We start from the raw sequence: 21215 nt of genomic DNA on the forward strand, positions 1-21215 counted from the left end.
CTATTTGTTATCAGGGTTAAAACAAAGCCTTTACGCCGAGGTTATAAAACCGGGTTTGAGGTGAGGTATTGACGTTAAGTTCCAGTATTTCACGTTCTGGCGAGATGGTAAGCAGGTTCATACCGCTGGCATAAATACCTAATTCCTTTACGAATCCGTTACGAAACAGGTTAGCCGGAAACTGGTAAGATAACTGCACTTTCGACAGATCAAAACGGTTGGTGCTGTACAGCCAGAAGTCTGAAGAGCGGAAATTATTATCGCTGTTTGCTGTGGTTAACCGTGGATAGGTCGCTGTAGCTTGTGTTTCAGGAGTCCAGCGGTCTCTAACCACTACCGAATATTTATCCTCGCCATCTACCCAGAAATAACTGCTGTTTTTCATGGCTTTGGCGCCATAACGGCCGGTTCCCAATACAAAAAGCGTTAAATTTTTCCATTTCGCAGTCAGGTTAATACCCAAGGTCATTGGTGCTCCCATCCACCCACCTTTACCCAGGTAAACTTCATCCCTTGTATCAATAATACCATCGCCATTCTGGTCTTTGTATTTTAAATCTCCGGGTTTAACCTGGCCAAAAGACTGGGCGGGCGAAGCAGCTATATCAGCAGTACTGGTAAAAAATCCATTACTCTGCAGCCCCCAAAGTGCATCAAGTGGTTTTCCCGTGCGGTTCAGGTAATCAAACTGGTAAGATTCGGCACGTTTGGTCGCTTTGGTATCGTAATAGGTACCGGTTACCCCCAGAGTCCAATCTACTTCTCCGATTCTTTTATTCATCCTGATGCCAAAATCGAATCCGCTGCGCTGATCATTATCGTAATTTACATAAGGGATATCTGAATATACCGGAAATCCTGTAGTAAGATAGGAAGGATAAAGTACACCTGGCTGTACTACATTGCCGCGCATTTGACTGAAAAATGCAGAAGCTGTAAAGTTGATCAGGTTTTTATATAATGATCCTTCCAGGCCGATATTAATTTCTCTTCTCTGCGGAAACTTTAAATTAGGATTATCCCCTCTCCTGCGGTCAAAGGTATGTACCAGTCCGCCATCACGCCAACTGTACCAGGCCGCATCGTTATAAGTATAGTAGCCCTGGTAAAGGTTATAATTGTTAATATCAAGATCGGTATTCAGAATGCCTGCAGAAGCCGTAACCTTTAACAGATCAACAAACTCCGAGTTTTTAAGGAATGGCTCCTCGCTTAACCGCCATCCTAAAGATAGTGTTGGCGAGAATGCACCGCGGTTGGCTACCGGTAATTTTGCTGAATATACGTAGGCACCACTGAAATCAGCATAGTAGCGGTGATCATAGTTATAGCCCAGTTGTAAGCCAAGATTGGCATTGTTGGTAGCATGATAAACCGCAGATTCGCTGATGTTAAAGCCATAACCCAGCAATGATCCGGTAACGTTATGCTTTTGCTTAAAAGTACGGGCATAATTAAACTGACCAGAGAAAGAAATGGTTTGGCGGTAGGCACTTCCACTTACATTCTGTACACCCGATCTGGCATCAATACCATACTTCGTTAAACCCGAAATCTGATCAATGCCGGCATAATTGTTCCAGGCCGCTTCGTAAACTGAATAGGTATTGTTGTAAGATTGATTGAAAGAACTGGAATAATCAACGGCAAGCATGGTTTTAAAGCTCAATCCCTGCATTAAGCTGTTGAGATCAAAATTTATCCCGGTATTAAACTGGAACTGACGGGATACATTACGGTTATAGCCCCCTGCGTAAATGCTGGCGAAACTATTCGTCTGATCCAATTGGCTCCCACCCAACAGGTAGCTGCCATTAATGATGTTGTTGCTGTTATTGGCTTGTGCAAGTGATGCTGCATCACCAGGCTCTATCATACTAATGGGAATAAGTGGTGCAAAACGGTAAGGCCGAACCGTTGCTGCACTGCCCCAATAATCGGTATTTATGCCTTTGCCTGTATAGAAACTTGCCGTAGCATCTACATTTAACGAAATAATCTTATTCAGTTTTACATCGATATTTCCACGTACATTGAACCGGTTGGCACCGCTGTTTTTTACGGCTTCACCAAAGTTCAGTAGCGAACCTACAGACCAATAGCCGATGTTGGTGTAATAACGCGTGCGGTTGTTTCCACCTGAAATTTCTGCGGTCACGTCGTTTCTTCCATAGCTGTTTCTCAGATAATCTGAAGAATAGTAATCTACGTTAGGGTAACGGTAAGGATTTGTTCCGGAAGCATAATTGTACATGGTTTGCTGCGTATAAAGATCCGGCAAACCGTCATTTCTACGCGCTTCATTATATAAGCTCATATATTCAGCAGAACCCAGGAATTGCGGATAGCCTTTTGGAACATTTAAACCGGTATTTGCCCTTACATTTACTTTTTGTTCATAATTACCGCCTCTTTTGGTGGTAATGTATAATACGCCCTTAGCTGCACGGCTACCGTATAACGCAACCGCATTAACGCCTTTGAGTACCGAAATCTGGTCGATTTCCGTTGGCATAATGTTATTGATATCTCTCGGAATTCCATCTACCAGTACGAGGTAGCCACCCATTCCCCAAATGCTACCATTAAAACCCGGTAAAAGGGCATCCAAATTTTCAAGACTCGAGGTTGCATAGTTTTTCTCCATCAATTGAGAAAGGTTCACTGTGGAAACATCACCTAAAAGGTCGCGTTTAGCCACTTTCCTGAATGCAACCTGTACAGAATCTGCCTGAGGCATTATAAATGTGGTATCTTCCGGCAGGCGATTTTCGTTTTTAATAACGGATTTATTGTTTTTTCTGATCTGCCTGGTGGTTTGCGCTGAACCTGCTGCCGGCAGTAAAAAGGCAATGGCGAGGCAAAAGGCTAATATTATCTTGATCTGTTTCATTTCATTCATTTGAATTAGTTTACACCTTACCAGCCTGGATTTTGTTTAAAATCTGCATACATGTTCACATCGGCATTTTTGAGTGGCAGCCAGTAATGTTTCTGACTAAACTTCCGCTCCAGAATCACCACCTCTTTTAGGTTTACCACCCGGTTAGCGGTAGGATCAGTAGTACTGAAAGTTCCGCTACGGTCAAACTCAAGTGATGTTTTTAAAGTGTATGGTTTCTCAATCAATAGTAACCAGCGGCGTAGATCGTTAAAGCGATGGCCCTCAAATGATAATTCTACGGCACGCTCCCTTCTTACTTCACCTAAAAATCCATCTACAGAACTGAGGAATTTATTGGCTACGTTCGCTACTCCGGCTCTGGTGCGGATCACGTTGATGGCATCAACAGCTGTTTTAGAAAAACCAGGGTCTTTACCTGTAGGTGAATTGTATCCCATCAGTGCAGCTTCAGCATACATCAGGTATACATCGGCCAAACGCATGTAAGGAACATAAATATGAAGGCTATTGCCATACGAATAACCATTGTCATATTTATTAGCGGTGATCGGAATAAATTTACGTAAAACGTAACCAGTTCTGCTTCCGGTACTTACATCCCTGTAACTTCCGCTGGTGTATAAATTGGCATACCTGTTTTTTTCATCACTGGCACCCATTGCACCCTGTACAAATTTTACACCGTCAAAAACGATATCATTGTAAAACCTCGGATCCCTTCCTTTCCATGGGTATTCCGGATTGTAACCCGATTCACTGTCGGCCTTGGTAATATCCTGGATCGGCAAGCCATTGGCCATACCATAATAATCTACATAATTAGCTGTAGGCGTAAACTTTAGGTCGCCTTCTGAAATTACTACCGGTGTGTATTGCTTACTGGTTCCCCAGTTTGAATTATTGGCACTGAAAAACGGACCACGGAATATGGCTTCTGTACTTCCAGGTAAATCCCAGTTTTGTCCGCTGGTGTAAAAATTACGGTAATAGTTTTTGAAATCTACCAGTGCATACTGCGTAGTACCACTTTCGGTAAGGGTAAGCAGTTCGCCAAATGCAGCTGCTGCTTTTTTACAGTATTCCGCATTGTAAGTCTTGCTGCCGGTCGATTCAAAATTCATCAGCGGACTCCCTGCCCACAGGTAATTTTTACCGAGGTAGCCCAAAGCCATGATTTTATTGATCCGCAATGCGTTTTTACCCAATGTACGTTTACCAGCCGTGGTATTATCCCAATTAATGGGTAAAATATCTGCAGCAGCCCTGAAATCTGCAGCTGCTTTGTCTGCACATGCTTTATAGCTTAAGCGGGGAAGATTTAGCTTTGAATCGGTAGGTAAAACGGTATCTATATAAGGTAAGCCACCAAAATATTCCATCAGCCTATGGTGAAACCAACCGCGGAAAAACAACAGTTGCCCTTTGATGAGGTTTTTTTCCTCATCAGTGGCATCTGTCATCTTATCCATATTGGCCAGCCCCATGTTTACTTTGCTGATTCCATACCAGGCCGCTTTCCAAAGATCTTTGTTAAAACGGTCGTTATTGGTGCTAAAATTATTATGGTTCATCCAACCCGAACCCCAGCCATCAAATTCAGCTTGCCAGCCCCAGAAATTTCCATCGTCTATTTTATGGATAAAATGAAAGTTCCCTGCAGTTGAAGTGATCTCGTCTTCACCCCAATTCCAGGAGTTGGTCCAGTAGTTTGTACTAAAATTTACAATACAGTTGTAAAGTTCTTCGGTGTAGCCCTGAAAATTAACAAAATTCTTAAAAGCCTCTTTTTCCGAAATCACGGTTTCATCGGCTTTATCCAGGTATTTTTCACACGAAGAAAGGGATACTGTCGACCAGATAATGGTACAACATACTAACGTTTTGATATATTTTTTCATGATTGTCGCATTAAAAAGTAATGTTGGCCCCAATGTTAAATCGCTTTACAGTTGGATAAGCACCTTGCGATGCCCAGCCGGTTCCGGCAAAATTGGATTCCCGGTCATCAGGCATTTTGGTCCATACATACAGGTTGTTTCCGTTTACATATACCCGCAACGATTCCATACCGATACGTTTGATAAAGCTTTTGCTTTTTTCGAAGGTGTAAGCCAATTCTGCATTTTTTAAACGGATGTAAGATCCGTCGTACATGTAGCGGTTACCTGAAGTATAACCACTGGCGGTAGATAACCATCTCGGCAATGGCACATCTGCATTAGGGTTATCTTTGGTCCAGTAAGACCCCTCGTTATACACCAGATGGTTCTGGCCGGCTAAACTGCCGAATACCACCTGACGGGTTACATTGTTTACGCCATAAAGCTGAACAAACAGACTGAAACCTTTCCAGTCTATGCCAATGGTGGCATTGTAGGTATTTTGCGGATTTGATGGAAAGCCATAAGGAATATTATCTTTTGAATCGATAATACCATCTCCATTATAATCGATGATATAATAATTGCCCGGTAATTTTTGTCCGTCGTTATTATCGTGAATGGTGCTACCATAAAGTTCATCCCAGGTATTGTAATTTCCTGCACTTACATACGAATAACTCTGGCTGATTTGTTTATTGGCCCTTTTTTGGTATTCCGGTAACAATTCTGCATCATCAGCTTCGATTACCTTATCCTTTGCATGGGTATAGTTGATGTTGGCCCAAAGTCTCCAGTTCTGTCCTAATCTTTTGTTAAAAGCCAGCTCGAGTTCATAACCTTTGTTTTGTACAATGCCCAGGTTGGCCACAGGTGCATCCACACCAAAATAAGAAGGAATGGCACGGTTGCCACCTAGAATCAGGATATCGGTACGGCGGTCGCGGAAAAAGTCAACCTTTCCGGTAAACATACCTTTAAGGAAACTATAATCTACACCAAAATTGGTTTTCTTTACTTTTTCCCAGTGCACATCCGGATTACCCAGCGCCGATATTTTATACCAGGTATAAGGACTTAATTCAGAACCCTCGCCGGTTACACCGAGTTTGGTCTGACTGCCATAGGCCCACTGTGTAAGATAAAGCCACCGACCGCTTACATTATCATCACCAATGGCTCCGTATGAAGCACGTAATTTAAGCATATCCAAAAATTTGATGCCTTTCATAAATTTTTCTTCACTCAGCATCCAGCCCAATCCTCCGGATGAAAAGAAGGCGAAACGATTTTTCGTACTGAATTTTTCAGAACCATTATATGCACCGTTATATTCGATCATATATTTATTGGCATAATTGTAGGTGGTACGGAATACCCAGTCTTCACGGTAGTTTGGAATCTCACTTCCTGTAGCTACTTCATTCCGGTTAAAAAGTCCCATAGCTGTAATGTTGTGTTTGGTACCTAATGTTACCGCGTAATTGAGTTGGGCCTGATAGAATAATCTGCGTTGGGTAGACCAGTCCTGCACAGTACCGCCGTTTGTGGTCCAGTTGATGCCGTTCTGAAAATCAAAGCGGTTGGTTCCGTCAAATGCCTGCTCATAAGTGGTTAATCCGGTTTTCGGATCAATCCATTTGCTTTGTATACCATTATACAAGTCATTAATTCCCCGGTTTCCTTCGATAAAAGTATTATCCAGTGCGATGGTACCTTTGAAGTTCAAACCCTTTACCAATGAACCCAGATCCTGATCAAGTGTAAAATCAGTCGTAATTCTACTCGTTGTGGTATAACCTACACCACTAACGGCCAGATTTCGGGCAGAGTTTAAACCTTTTTGCACATTGGGTGCATAATATCCCCATGTACCATCTGAATATTGCGGCATAAATACATCGGGAGCAGTAGAATAGGCGGAGATCCAATAGGAATAATCGCTGTTTGAATTCCCCCACGGACTTTTCTTTACACCACGTGAACCCGATAGATTTACTTTAAACAGCGTGGATTTGCTGAGCTGAAAATCGAGGTTGCTTCTCACATTTAACCTGTTGAAACCATAACCTGGCTCGTAACCGCGATCGTTTTTAAAGGTGCGGAACAAATCACCTTCATACAGGTAATCGGCATTGGCAAAATATTTCACTTTAGCCGTTCCGCCCGAAATGTTAAGGTTTACATTGTTAGACAGGGCGTAATCTTTAAACAGTACCTCGTCCCAATTTACATTGGGATAGCGTTCCGACTCTGCTAAATTTGCAGGGTAACGATATTTATTAATCGTAGCTTGTGGCAGATAATCGGCCCAGCTTTCAGGTTTTAGGGAAAGTTCACTTTCAATAGCCTGGTTCTTAATAGTCAGGGCATCATAAGAATCGTATTTTCCCGGTAAACGCGATGGAGATTTAATTACGTTATTGATGGTACCCCTGATAGATGCCTGCCCCTCACGGCCACGTTTGGTGGTAATCAGGATTACACCATTGGCGCCTCTTACCCCAAATACCGCAGTTGCAGAAGCATCTTTTAATACAGATACCGTTTCTACTGAACCGATATCCACACTGTTCATCGGGCGTTCAATTCCATCTACTAAAATAAGCGGACCGGTATTGTTCCAGGTACTGCGACCCCGGATCAGGATTTGAGGATCTTCCTCGCCGGGCATACCTGTACTGGCGGTAGTGATCACCCCCGGAACATTACCCGTTAATGCAGCACCTATGCTTGATACGCCACCTGCACGTTCCAATACTTTACCCGTAGTTTGTGCAATGGCGGCTACCACACTGGCTTTTTTCTGTGTACCGTACCCAATTACCACCACATCGTTAAGGGAGGATTGATCTTCTGAAAGCACAACGTTAAGGTTGCTTTTTCCTTTTGCTGAAACTTCTTTACTGACCATACCCACATAGCCAATGACCAGAATTGGGCGATCATTAGGTACATTAATCACAAACCGGCCATCAATATCTGTTTGGGTACGGATATTGGTGCCTTTAACAGTAACGGTGGCACCCATTAATGGGGTTTGCTTATTATCAAAGATTGTTCCGGTTACCTTGGTCTGCTGTGCAAATGTTATTTTAATCGTCAGCATTAAGGTGAGCATTGTTAAACAACATCTTTTAAAGAGTTGCCTTTTGGAAACCAGGTTATCCCCAGCAAAATACAATAGTATAATTCTTTTCATTTTTCGAGATCATTTATTGAGCATGTTGGGTAAGATTGATGACAGCTGTTTCGATAGGGCTTTCTGAAACATTTCATGCCCGATGAAACGTTTTGAAAGGAAGCAGCCCTCTTAAATGGGATTTTGAGTAAATCTCTTAGCATTTAGATATTTGGTTAGTGTTTTTGTAAATAGGAAGAAAACTCTGATGATTTTCTTTTCCATAATGATTAGTTACCCGATGTGGTAAATTTTGATCATATAAAGTCTAAAAACGGCTATTATGTTGGTGGTTTCATCCAATCGTATTTAGGTTCAGTATTTTTATCGCCGGTATTTTAGGCACGGATAGTTAGTTCCGTATAGTTTGTTATTTTACTGTATATGCCTATCTGTATGTAAATCTTCTTTCCTGTTAACTTTAGCCCAAGCAGCTGAAAAATTATGGCGTTGATGATTTCAGCTTTAATCTGTTTATAGATCAATGCAATCCGCTAAATGAAAGCATTAAAAACGGGGGCATACTTAATCTTTGCTACTTGAAGAATTTAAACAGCGGCTTATTTCTATCTATCTTGCAAGCCCATTACAAAGCGTTTAGTTAATAGCGCTTAATGGAATTAAAAGTGAGCAAACCGAAGTATTGGGTTGGTATGGATTAAACATTGCCAGCAGGGTTATCCCTTTTATCGGGTTAATATTGCATCGGCCTTCCTCATAGAAGTTGATTAATTGATTAGTCATGGTTAGGAGTTTTATTTGGTTAATCCAAACATAGCCCGAAAACGAATTTGAAGGTTAGAAGATTTGTTCATAAATCAGACACAAATGTTCTTTCAAATTAAACTAATGATAATCAACACATTATACCAATAAAAAGAGATTAAAAATCAAAATTATCAGGATATTATATTTAGTAAAACGTTTTTACTGCCTCACTACAATCGATTGCATAATAGCTATTTCCTAATTTTCCATACCAGCAACATGGTCTGGCTTTCGGTATAGGTTTAAATATTCTGAAGGTTGCATGCCGAATTTTAACTTAAATGATTTGGCAAAATAGTTTGGTGTGGCAAAGCCTACCAGATAGGCAATCTGTGAAATGTTCAGGTCGCTCTTAACCAATAAAGCCGCAGCTTTATCGAGCTTTACCGAGCGGATATATTCCACCGGTGAAAGACCCGTTAATTCCAGCACTTTGTGGTAGAGCGACCCCCTGCTCATTCCTACATTTTTACTTAAATCTTCAACAGACAGTTGTGAATTATTGATATTTTCTTCAATGTACTTCAGAATATTCTTAAGTAATTTATCACCGTGCGATTCAACTAAAATCTCAGCGGTCTCCATCTTGATCTGCTTGGTATAAGTGTTTTTCAGGGTACGGTTAAGGAGTAAAAGGTTTTTGATTTTAATGTTGAGGATATCGATATTAAATGGCTTGGTGAGGTAATCATTCGCACCAATTTCAAGCCCGGTTAACTGTTCCTGCTCTGCAGTGAGCGCAGTTAACAGAATAACGGGAATATGCTTGGTCCTTTTATCTTCTTTTATTTTTTTACATAGTTCAATACCGGTCATATTTGGCATACTAATATCGCTGACAATCAGTTCGGGATGGTTTGCCAGTGTTTTTTGCCAACCCTCTTTACCGTCGGCCGCTTCTACAATACGGTAGTGAGCCTTTAAATTATCTCTCAGGTATTCCCGAAGGTCCTGGTTATCTTCTACCAGAAGAATAGTATGGATTTCCGCATCCGTTTCGCTCAGGGCTTTATCTGAAATTTCTTCCTCAACCTGTAAAGGTGTTTCCGGACTAGAAAAATCCAGATTAAGCTTTTCGATATGGTCTAGCAATGGCAAAGGCAGGGCAATCATAAAACGTGTACCTTTTCCAACCTCGCTTTGTAAATCGATCGTACCCCCCTGGATTTTGACAAATTCCTTAATGATAGAGAGTCCGATCCCGCTTCCCTGGTTAAGAATAGAAACTTCGGTATCGGCCTGGAAAAACCTTTCAAATACTTTCTGTTGCTCTTCCTCACTAATGCCAATTCCGGTATCGCTGACGGTAATCAGAACAGCCTCTTCCTGCCCGTCAAGCGGTGTCCTTTTCAAATCAACAGTGATGGTACCACCAGATGGAGTAAATTTAAAGGCATTAGAAAGCAGGTTGAATAAAACCCGTTCCAGTTTATCATGGTCAAACTCCGTTGGATAGCTATCAAACTGGGTTTGAAAGGAAAGGTTTATAGATTTACGTTCGCTTAAATCGTTGAAAGATTCGATTACATCGGCAATAAAAGAAACCAGTTCGCCGGGAGCATTATTGATTTTAAGTTCATTTTCTTCAATTTTACGGAAATCGAGGATCTGGTTCACCAAGTTGAGCAATCGGCGGGCATTGCGCTTTACTATTTTAAGAGAAGCATTTTTAGCCTCATCTCCCTGTTGTGAAAGGATTTTCTCAACTGGGCCCAGGATGAGTGAAAGCGGCGTGCGAAACTCGTGACTGAGGTTGGTAAGAAATTTAATTTTTAACGAATCCAGTTCATGTAACCGCTCGGCCTCTTTTCTATCCTGCAGAATCTGCTGTTCAATTTTTGTTTTTTCCTGCAACAACGCAAACTTTCTTTCCAGGTTTTTGATGCCCCGGTGACGGATGTAAAGCAAAGTACCGGCAATAGCCAGCAGGTAAAAAGCATAAGCATATATGGTTCTCCACCATGGTGGATGGACAATGATCTTGACAGAAGATTCAGTGGTATTCCAAACGCCATCATTGTTGCTTGCCCGTACATGGAAAATATATTCTCCCGGATCGAGATTGGTATAAGAAACGGTTTTAACTGTACCGGCATCAATCCATTCTTTATTAAAGCCTTCGAGTTTGTAACTATAGCGGTTTTGTTCTGGTGCAGTATAATTTACACTCACAAAACTCAGTGAAAAATTTTGCTTATAATCCAGATCGATTTGTTTTGCAACAGAAATATGGTCGGTTATCGGTCCGTCTTCGCTTGCTTCGATTACATTATTTGAAATTTTTAGCTCGGTAAAAAGTACAGCGGGAACATTTTTGTTTTTTCTAAATCCGGCCGGATTAAAATAGTTCATCCCTTCTGCCCCACCAAAAAATATTTCACCGTCTTTGCATTTCAGGACTGCTCCCCTGATAAAGTTATTGTTCTGAACGCCATTGTATATACCGTAGTTGCTAAATTTTCGGGTTTTTGGATCGAAACGGCTAATCCCTTTATTGGTACTTAACCAAAGATTATGATTATCGTCTTCTACAATGGCATCTACAACAGCACTTGCCAAACCTTCGCGTTCGGCAAAATTGATAAACTTGTTTGTCTCCTGATCCAGTAAATTCAAGCCACCTCCAGCGGTTCCGATCCAGATCCGTCCTCTGGAATCTTCCAGAAAAGCCTGGGCAATATCGCCCTTTAGTCCCGAATTAAGTTCGTTATAATGTTTAATCATGGTCTTATCAGCACTAATCATGGCTACGCCAGCACCGTGAGAACCTACCCACATGTTTGCAAACCGGTCTTCTTTAATAAAACGGATATAATTATTAAGGGGAAGTTTACGGTCTATGGGCGACTGTGTTTTGCTGATATACCTAAAAACTACCTTATGGCTAGCATCCATCACGTTGATTCCGCCGCCATTGGTACCTACCCATATCAAGCCATTTTTATCCTGGGTAATGCAAAATACATCATCAGAATTAAGGCCAGGATCTTTATTTGTTTTCCTAAAGGATGTCGCTTTGGTTAAATTTGAATCCAGCACGATCAGGCCATAACCAAAGGTACCCATATAGAGTTTTTTAGCTGAACTGGCAAATACAGACATGAGGGTAGTCCGTGAGGGTAAACCCAGTTTCTGCAGGTCTACTTTGTGGAACAGGGATGTATTTCTGTTAAAGATACTTAATCCACCACCTTCAGTAGCTACATATATTTCGGTATTGTTTTTAGGTGCAAATGAGGTTACCACAGGTGAATTTAAACCATATACATCAAATACATTGCTCCTGATGAGGTTAAAGAGGTTAAGGTTACTATCAAACTTATTAATTCCCTCGCGGTATAAGCCTAGCCAATAGATGCCATCCTTATCGATGTATACGTATTTCACACTGGTTCCCCTTAAGCTATAAGGGTTACGTGGATTTGGCCGGTATACCTTAACCTTTTTTGTACCTGGATCAAAAACATTAAGTCCATCTTCGGTACCAAGCCATAACTGACCGTTTGGCGCTACGGCTATACTTTGTACGATATTATCGCTCAGTGAATTGGGATCACCAGGAATATGTTGGTAGTTATCAAAACCCATACCATCCGATTTAAGCCTACTTAAGCCAGAGGTTGTACCCACCCAGATATCGCCGTTACCATCTTCAGCTAAAGACTTTATCATGGTTCCTGCCAGTTGCACAGGTTTATCTGCTGCAGATCCAATCCGGATAAAAGAAGAATTTTTACGGTTAAAAAGAAATAATCCATCGTCTGTCCCCACCCACATCCTATGTTTACTATCTTCCATCAGGATGTTAATCATTACTGGCGGAAGTTTACCAGACTGAGCGGCTGCGATTGGGAACTTGGCAACTTTTTTAGTCTCTGGGTCAAAAACATCAAGTCCGGTAAAGGTGGCCACCCATATTTTACCCAAATAATCGCTGGTAATATACCTGATGAGGCTATGACTAAAACCCGTTGTGCTATTTGAAGCACGGTAGTTGAGGAAAGAATTTTTTCTTCTGTCGAAAAGCGCAAGAGAACCCCCACTGGTACCAAACCAAAGATTTCCTTTACGGTCTTCATGAATGGCCTTAACCTCGTTAGCCTGAATACTCGTAGAATCGTTTGCCTGATATTTATAGGTGGTGAAGTTAGTGCCATCAAATTTATTTAAGCCATCTTCCGTACCAAACCACATCAACCCGTAACGATCCTTAAAAATTACGGTGATATTGTTAGACGATAAACCGTTTTTAGAGGTTAGCGAGGTAAAACGCAATTCAGGCTGTTGCGTTTTTGGCTGTGCAACAACATGGCCAGTATTAAAAAGCACATCAACAAGTAGAACTAGAAATAAATATGCAGACCTTCTGAGCATAATTTTGTGATTTTCTGTATTAATAAAATTTAAACTTCAAAGGCGTTAAAGTGCTACATAATGCACTAAAATCTAAGGAAAATTCAAAATTATCTGGATACATGATTCTATTTGGTTTAGTGGCGGTAAGATAAAAAAACTAATTTGGTTCATCGCATCATTACCGCTTGAACACTATATTTTCTTCATTCTCAGGTTAAAAAACTGATTATTCCTTAAAATCAACGACACCCCAATAGGCTTTTTTCCTTTGCAGATTTTGGTCAAAGAGTAAGGGATAATTTTTTCTTCCGGGTACCGGGTATTGATCCAGCCATGTGGAACGATCAGAAAGATTCCAGAAAGTTACACTGCTGATTTCCTTTTTAAATTCCCTGAAAATCGAAAAAACCCGCGCATATTGGTCAATTTGCTTTTTTTCGAGCGTAGCAGTGAGACTGTCTTGCTCACCTGGTTTCTTTGCCCTTAAATTTTTCTCCCATTGATAAATGGACATATCCAGTTCTGTAATCTGAATCTGCAGGCCAAGGGAAGCATATAACTTTAAAGATTCTCTCAATTCAGTTTCGCTGGGTTCAAAAATAGACCAATGTCCCTGCAAGCCTACCCCGTGAATAGGTACCTTATTATCGACGAGTGTTTTCAGCATTTTGTAAATTTTGGCTCTTTTTTCCGGTCTCTCAGAATTATAGTCATTATAAAAAAGCAAAGCATCAGGGTCAGCCTCATGCGCATATTCAAATGCCTTGGCAATAAATTCCTCTCCACAGATCTGTTGCCACAAAGAGGGCCTTAAATATTGATCATCCTCATCGCCAATCACTTCATTAACTACATCCCATGCATAAACCTTTCCCTTGTATCTGCCCACAACTGTTGTAATATGGTCTTTAAGCCGTTTAAGCAATAGATTTTTATCTACCCGCCCTCCAGTACTGTTCTTGAAAATCCAGGCTGGCGCCTGCTCGTGCCAGCACAAGGTATGGCCTCTTATTTTAAGTCGGTTATCATGTGCAAAATTAACCAGCGCATCGGCTTCAGCCCAATGATAAACATCCTCACGGGGATGAATAGGTTGCATTTTCATTGCGTTCTCTGGCGTTATGCTATTAAATTCCTTTAAAAGCAATGCGCCTTGCTCACCTTTAATGGTTTGGGTAGAAACCGCTACTCCAATGTTAAAGTAAGACTGATAATAATCTTTGAGGCCCAGATTACTTTTTTTAACTTTAGTATAACTGCCGCAACTGGAAAAAACTGCAAAAACAGCAATAGTAAAGATGGCAATATGAAATTTAGTTATACGCATTTATATTTGGTTGAATGGCAAAATTTGATTTATCTAAAACGCTAGACGAGAAATCCAGTAAATTTAGACCTAAGTAAATACACCAGCAGTCATATTTGTCAAAACAATAACAACAGATGTTTAAAAAAGCACCAAATAGCTAAAAATTAGTGGATCAATAACCCAATAAGCAGTCGTGGCAAACATGTCATAAATTCATTACAAGACATTTGTTTCCTAAAATTGACGATAAGAAGCTTGTTAAGTATAAAAAACGTACGATTTTGCAACTTTACCGCCATACCTAATCAAATATGAGAAAATCAAATATCATCCCTTACCTGGCCTTCTTGCTGCTCATCACTGGAATAATATTCAGCGCATATAAAAGCAAGGAAGTAAGCACTAAAGGTTTGAAAGACTATTACCGAAAATATTTTCCCATCGGTGTGGCTGTTACCCCCTGGGACCTTAGTGGAGATAAGCGGAATTTGATTCTGAACCAGTTTAACAGTATTACAGCTGAAAATGTGATGAAAATGGGTCCGATCCATCCCATGGAAGACACCTACAATTGGAAAATGGCAGACTCTATAGCTTCGTTTGCCAGATTAAACGGACTAAAACTACGTGGCCATTGCCTGGTGTGGCACAAGCAAACGCCAAGCTGGTTGTTTAAAGGCGAAGATGGGAATATGGTTTCGAAGGAAGTTTTATTAAAAAGGCTCAAGGAACACATTAATACCGTTGTAAGCCGGTATAAAAAAGATATATATGCCTGGGATGTGGTTAACGAAGTTATAGCAGATGATTCTGCCTATTTCAGAAAATCGCCGCTATACGAGATTGCAGGCGAGGATTTTGTGGAAATGGCTTTTAGATACGCCCACCAGGCAGATCCCAATGCCCAACTGTTTTACAACGATTACAATACGGAACAGCCACTAAAACGTGAGAAAATTTACAAAATGCTCAAAGGGCTGCTGGCTAAGGGTGTTCCAATCCATGGTATTGGATTACAGGGACACTGGTCTGTGAATAATCCAAGTCGCTCTGAACTGGAAAAATCTATTGCCCTGTTTTCTACTTTAGGACTTAAAATTCAGATTACAGAATTAGATGTATCGGTTTATAGTGGCAACCAGGGTGGAAGGTTAATCCAGGGCAATACAAGTAGCAATACAGAACAATTTACACCTGAAATGGAAGAAAAGCAGCTCCAACAATATAAAATGATTTTTGAAGTGTTGCGCAAATATAAAACTAACATTACAGGTGTAACTTTCTGGAATTTATCAGACAAGTACAGCTGGCTGGATAACCGTGGCCGGAAAAATTACCCGCTGTTATTTGATCAAAATCTGATGCCTAAAAAAGCATTTTATGAGGTGACAAAATTTTAGCTAATAAGTTTGCTTCGCGGCGTTGGAACAAATAAAAAAATGATCTTTTACAGTCTTACTGAGGAATAATTTATTGTATAAAAATCAAGATGAGTGACAGAAGTATTTAATAAAAATAAGCCTCCAAGAGGATCGTCATTGCGAAACGGCTTTTTTAGGGATTCTGCTAATGGTAGCGTAATCGAAGTACTTTATTGATGCGTTAAAATGGTCTTCGACTAAACTCAGCCTGAAATACGATATAAATTTATTTAATTTTAAAAAAGCTTTACGTCTATATACAGGCACCATTAACCAGATAAATCTAATTCATCGGAATCTTTTTTATAATCTGCAAATAAGATACAAAAAAATTCTTAACACTGAGCTTTTAGCATCGCAATTATGAGAAAACACCACTACCCCAAAAAATTATTTCTTGCAATCCTTTTCTGCAATTTCTGCGGTTTGGTCAATGCCCAGGAGTATCCATTTCAAGACTACAAGCTTCCATTTGAAAAGCGGGTAGAGGATTTGGTTTCAAGACTCACCCTGGATGAAAAGGTTATGCAAATGCTTAACGCTGCACCGGCGATTCCCCGCTTTAAAATCCCTGCATACGACTGGTGGAACGAAACCTTACACGGAGTGGCCAGAACGCCCTTCAAAGTCACTGTTTTCCCCCAGGCCATTGCCATGGCTGCAACCTTTGATCCGGCTGCGCTGTATAAAATGGCCGACTACTCTGCTTTAGAGGGAAGGGCTATTTACAACAAGGCAGTAGCGCTGGGAAGAACAAATGAACGCTATTTGGGCTTAACCTACTGGACACCAAACATTAATATTTTTCGGGATCCGCGCTGGGGAAGAGGTCAGGAAACCTACGGTGAAGATCCTTATCTAACAGGCACCTTGGGAGATGCTTTTGTAAGGGGTTTGCAAGGTGATGATCTAAAATACCTAAAGGCAGCAGCTTGTGCCAAGCATTATGCGGTACACAGCGGTCCGGAGCCGCTTCGACATGTTTTTAATACTACAGTGAGTGCTTTTGATCTGTGGGATACCTATTTGCCTGCATTTGAAAAACTGGTTACACAATCCAAAGTTGCAGGTGTAATGTGCGCTTATAACGCTTATCAAGGCCAGCCTTGTTGCGCTAACGATCTTTTAATGACTGATATTCTGCGCAGGAAATGGAACTTTAAGGGCTACGTAACCTCTGATTGCTGGGCCATAGACGACTTTTATAAAAACCACAAAACGCATCCAAATGCAGCATCGGCCGCAGCAGATGCTGTTTTTCATGGAACAGATCTGGATTGCGGTACAGAAGCTTATAAAGCGTTGATCACCGCTGTAAAAAATGGAATAATTAAAGAAAAAGATATTGACGTTTCGGTAAAAAGGTTATTCATGATCCGTTTCAGGCTAGGCATGTTCGATCCGCCTTCGATGGTTAAATATGCCAATACCCCTGCTACTGTGCTTGAAAATAGCGAACATAAAGCACATGCCCTTAAAATGGCACGCGAATCAATGGTATTGCTTAGAAATGAATCACATACACTGCCTTTAAAAAAGACCCTCAAAAAAATCGTTGTACTGGGGCCTAATGCGGATAATTCGATTTCAGTCTTAGGGAATTATAATGGAACTCCTTCCAAAATCACCACTGTTTTACAAGGCATCCGGGATAAAGTTGGTCAGCAGACCGAGGTTGTTTACCAGCAGGCTGTTTCTTTCACCAACGATACGCTGCTAAGTTATCTGGATTTAAATAGCGAATACAAAATTGACGGCGTTCAGGGCTTTAAGTCAGAATATTTTAGCAACATTTCACTGGAAGGAAACCCAGTCTTAACCAGGATAGAACCTAAACTTGAAAACAATTGGCAGGAAGGTGAGAAAATTGCCGATAAACTAACAGCCAATCGTTTTTCTGCCAGATACAGTACCACATTTAAACCATCCACTACAGGGTCAATTACTTTTGAATTGAATGCTGATGACGGGTATCGTTTTATGATTAACGGTAAAAATGTGATTGACGCCTGGTCGAGGAATAGATGGGGGGCTAAAACTTATAAATTAGAGACTGTAAAAGATTCGGTCTACAATCTGGTTGTAGAATACTGGCAAGGCGAAGGTAGTGCTAACGTCCACTTAAAGGCGGGTACCTTTGTCAAAACTGATTTCAATGCACTCACCAAAACCCATGCAGATGCTGATGCCTTTGTATTTGTAGGTGGAATTTCTCCTCAACTGGAAGGAGAAGAAATGCGGGTAGATTATCCGGGATTTAGCGGTGGAGACAGAACATCCATCATGTTGCCTGCTGTTCAGACAGCTTTGATGAAATCGCTCAAAGAGAGTGGAAAACCCGTTGTTTTTGTGATGATGACCGGCAGCGCCATCGCCATTCCCTGGGAAGCGGAGAACATTCCGGCTATTCTGAACGCCTGGTATGGCGGCCAGGCCACAGGTGAAGCCGTAGCCGATATTCTTTTTGGAGATTACAGCCCATCCGGACGCTTACCCGTTACCTTTTACGCGAGTGACAAGGATCTTGGCGATTTCAGCGATTACAGCATGAGCAATAGAACTTACCGTTATTTTAAAGGTAAACCACTTTATGGATTTGGTTATGGACTGAGCTATTCTTTTTTTTTATATGAAAAATGTGTTGCTCCTGCGGTATTGAAAGCAGGAAAAGGAATGGAAATATCGGTTAAGGTGAGCAATAAGGGAAGTTTCAGGAGTGATGAGGTTGTTCAATTATATCAACTCAATAACCAGAAATCGATCAAATCAGCAACCAAGGCTTTAAAAGGCTTTAAGCGCATTAGTCTTGAACCTGGAGAAAGTAAACTGGTTAAATTCAGTTTAAAAGCCACTGAGCTCGCTTATGTTGACCAGAACGGGTCAAAACAATTTTACAAAGGCAGCATTACATTAGCTATCGGTGGCAGCCAGCCAGATGAGCTGGCTACAAAAAGCGGAAATATTATAAAAAAAGTGATCAGGGTTAACTGAGCTATAATTAGTAGCTAATTTTTAATCCCTATGATAAAACACTTTGAAGCATTGGATAAAACATGATGATAAAAAGAAAAATGGCAAATATTAAAAGGATAATTATTGTGGCGTTGCTAATGATAAGCCAGGCATCAATATTAAAAGCAGAAGATGGCCATGCCCTATGGCTTCGAAACCATTCTGCTGTAAAAGTTAATATTTCGAGCACGGTTCGCTCTGCTACTGTAGATCTCGCCATAGCAGAGCTCAAAAAAGGCTGGCTGGGTAAGGAGAATATGTACATTAAACTCAACCTAAGCAAAAATCCATCGATTAAGGGTGATGGATTTCAATTAGAAGAATCCGCGATCAATGCCCGTACAGAACTGGGTTTATTATATGGCACCTACGAATTGTTGAGGCGCCAATACCTTAACCTGCCGCAACGCAACTTTATTTCAAATCCTTCCTACTCCAGGAGAATCCTGAACCATTGGGATAACCTGGATGGCAGCATTGAGAGAGGTTATGCCGGAAGTTCGATATTTTGGGGCAATGCCGCAAATGGATTAGATATTACGAATCAAGATCAGGAAAAGTGGAAAGCTTATGCCAGGGCAAATGCATCCATAGGCATTAACGGTGCTGTTTTAAACAATGTAAATGCCTCCGTAAAAATACTTAGTCCGGCTTACCTGGAAAAAGTAAAGGCAATTGCAGAAAGTCTTCGCCCTTATGGCATAAAAACCTACTTATCGGTTAATTTTTCATCGCCGGTCCTTATCGGCAAATTAAAAAAGGCAGATCCATTAGATCCTCAGGTTAAACAATGGTGGAAAAATAAAGCGGCTGAAATTTATAAACTGATCCCTGATTTCGGCGGATTTCTGGTTAAAGCAAACAGTGAGGGACAACCCGGACCGCAGGATTATGGAAGAACTCATGTGGATGGTGCAAATATGCTGGCCGATGCCCTGGCTCCTTTTAATGGAATCGTGATGTGGCGCGCCTTTGTTTACAACCCATCTCCGGAGGATAGGACCAAACAAGCCTACAAAGAATTCTTACCGCTGGATGGAGCCTTTAAGAAAAATGTAATTTTACAGGTAAAAAATGGCCCGCTTGATTTCCAGCCCAGGGAACCTTTTAGCCCATTATTTGGCGGCATGTCGAAAACTCCGGTGATGCCTGAATTCCAGATTACCCAAGAGTATCTGGGTGCCTCCAAACAACTTGTTTTCCTCTCTACCTTATGGGAAGAATGTTTAAATAGCGACACCTATAAAAATGGAAAAGGCAGTACTGTTGCTGCCTGCACCGATGGCACACTAAGCAAAACAGACTTTACCGCGATTGCAGGTGTAGCTAATATTGGCAACGATGTGAACTGGACCGGGCATACTTTTGCCCAGGCAAACTGGTATGCATTCGGACGCCTGGCCTGGAATAACAAACTCGAAAGCAAAACAATTGCTGAGGAATGGATAAAACAGACTTTTCTAGATGATAAAGAAAAGAAAACCAACGCCAACTTTGTTAAAACTACTCAAGAAATAATGTTGGAAAGCAGAGAGGCAGCCGTTAATTACATGATGCCATTGGGTTTACATCATATCTTTGCGGAGGGCCATCATTATGGGCCGGCACCATGGTTTTCTAACGATAAAATCCGTGCGGACTGGACCTCTGTTTATTACCACAAGGCAGACACGTTGGGGATAGGTTTTGACAGAACCCGTAGCGGAAGTGATGCGGTTGATCAATATCATGAGCCTTTAAGCTCAACCTTTAATAACCTCTCCAGCTGCCCGGAAATGTACCTGCTCTGGTTTCATCATGTGCCGTGGTCTTACCGTTTAAAAAATGGAAAAGATTTGTGGACGGAACTATGCATCCGTTATGACCATGGCGTTCAACAGGTTCGATCTTTTCAAAAAGACTGGGACAAAATGAAGGGAGCGATAGACAGCGAACGTTTCGCAGAAGTGCAATCTAAGCTGCGAACGCAAAGCAGAGATGCCCAGATCTGGAAAGACGCCTGTTTGCTTTATTTCCAGCAGTTTAGCAAAAGAGAAATTCCATTTGAGATTGAGCGCCCCGTTCACGATCTTCAATCGCTAAAGGAGCTGACTAAAAGCCGGGATTATGAGTAGGAATACATGTTGAATTATGTCCTAAAGATTTATTTCACACTTCGAGTTCGTCATTTCGAGCAAAGTGCAACGTAGTCGAGAAATCTATTTCAATAGATCTCTCCCCGCCTGTACGGGCAGGCACTTCGTGTTGCTTCGGTCGAGAGGACGACTTTACTAATGGATTCTATCAATGAAAGTGAAACACAATCAATAACCCGAGTTTCAGCGAAGCTAAATCCATTCAGTAATTCCTCCAAAATATCGTCACCCTGAACTCGTTTCAGGGT

General features: G+C 41.2%; 9 protein-coding genes. 3 read left to right on the plus strand and 6 right to left on the minus strand.

The genetic code is table 11. The annotated features are described in order from the left end of the window. Nucleotides 1–16 precede the first annotated feature (16 nt). From BLR60_RS22050 to BLR60_RS22070, 6 genes are all read right to left on the minus strand, one after another. Entirely contained in the window at nt 17–2902 is a 2886-nt protein-coding gene (locus BLR60_RS22050) for a SusC/RagA family TonB-linked outer membrane protein (protein ID WP_244155724.1), read from the minus strand. 17 nt (nt 2903–2919) lie between these two features. Next, complete coding sequence (locus BLR60_RS22055) at nt 2920–4803, minus strand: RagB/SusD family nutrient uptake outer membrane protein (protein ID WP_090503886.1); 1884 nt, start codon at nt 4801–4803, stop codon at nt 2920–2922. Between the two features lie 10 nt (nt 4804–4813). Then, a complete protein-coding gene (locus tag BLR60_RS22060; RefSeq protein ID WP_090503889.1) occupies nt 4814–7987 on the minus strand; it encodes a SusC/RagA family TonB-linked outer membrane protein in 3174 nt (1057 codons plus the stop codon). A gap of 576 nt (nt 7988–8563) precedes the next feature. Continuing rightward, nucleotides 8564–8710: a hypothetical protein gene (locus BLR60_RS24975; RefSeq protein ID WP_167354803.1), complete on the minus strand. Its 147-nt coding sequence runs from the start codon at nt 8708–8710 to the stop codon at nt 8564–8566. A gap of 222 nt (nt 8711–8932) precedes the next feature. After that, a complete protein-coding gene (locus BLR60_RS22065; RefSeq protein WP_090503891.1) occupies nt 8933–13108 on the minus strand; it encodes a hybrid sensor histidine kinase/response regulator transcription factor in 4176 nt (1391 codons plus the stop codon). Between the two features lie 208 nt (nt 13109–13316). Next, a complete protein-coding gene (locus BLR60_RS22070) occupies nt 13317–14417 on the minus strand; it encodes an endo-1,4-beta-xylanase (RefSeq protein ID WP_090503894.1) in 1101 nt (366 codons plus the stop codon). Nucleotides 14418–14710: 293 nt separating this feature from the next. Between BLR60_RS22070 and BLR60_RS22075 the strand changes: the two genes are divergently transcribed. The 3 genes from BLR60_RS22075 to BLR60_RS22085 all read left to right on the plus strand — a co-directional run bounded on the left by BLR60_RS22075 (nt 14711) and on the right by BLR60_RS22085 (nt 20946). Further along, complete coding sequence (locus tag BLR60_RS22075; protein ID WP_090503896.1) at nt 14711–15799, plus strand: endo-1,4-beta-xylanase; 1089 nt, start codon at nt 14711–14713, stop codon at nt 15797–15799. A gap of 384 nt (nt 15800–16183) precedes the next feature. Next, a complete protein-coding gene (locus tag BLR60_RS22080; protein WP_090503899.1) occupies nt 16184–18811 on the plus strand; it encodes a glycoside hydrolase family 3 protein in 2628 nt (875 codons plus the stop codon). A gap of 80 nt (nt 18812–18891) precedes the next feature. Then, nucleotides 18892–20946 (plus strand): alpha-glucuronidase, encoded by a 2055-nt coding sequence (locus BLR60_RS22085; protein WP_090503919.1) that lies wholly within the window; start codon nt 18892–18894, stop codon nt 20944–20946. Nucleotides 20947–21215 lie beyond the last annotated feature (269 nt).

Source organism: Pedobacter terrae (genome assembly GCF_900100705.1).
Classification (GTDB): domain Bacteria; phylum Bacteroidota; class Bacteroidia; order Sphingobacteriales; family Sphingobacteriaceae; genus Pedobacter; species Pedobacter terrae.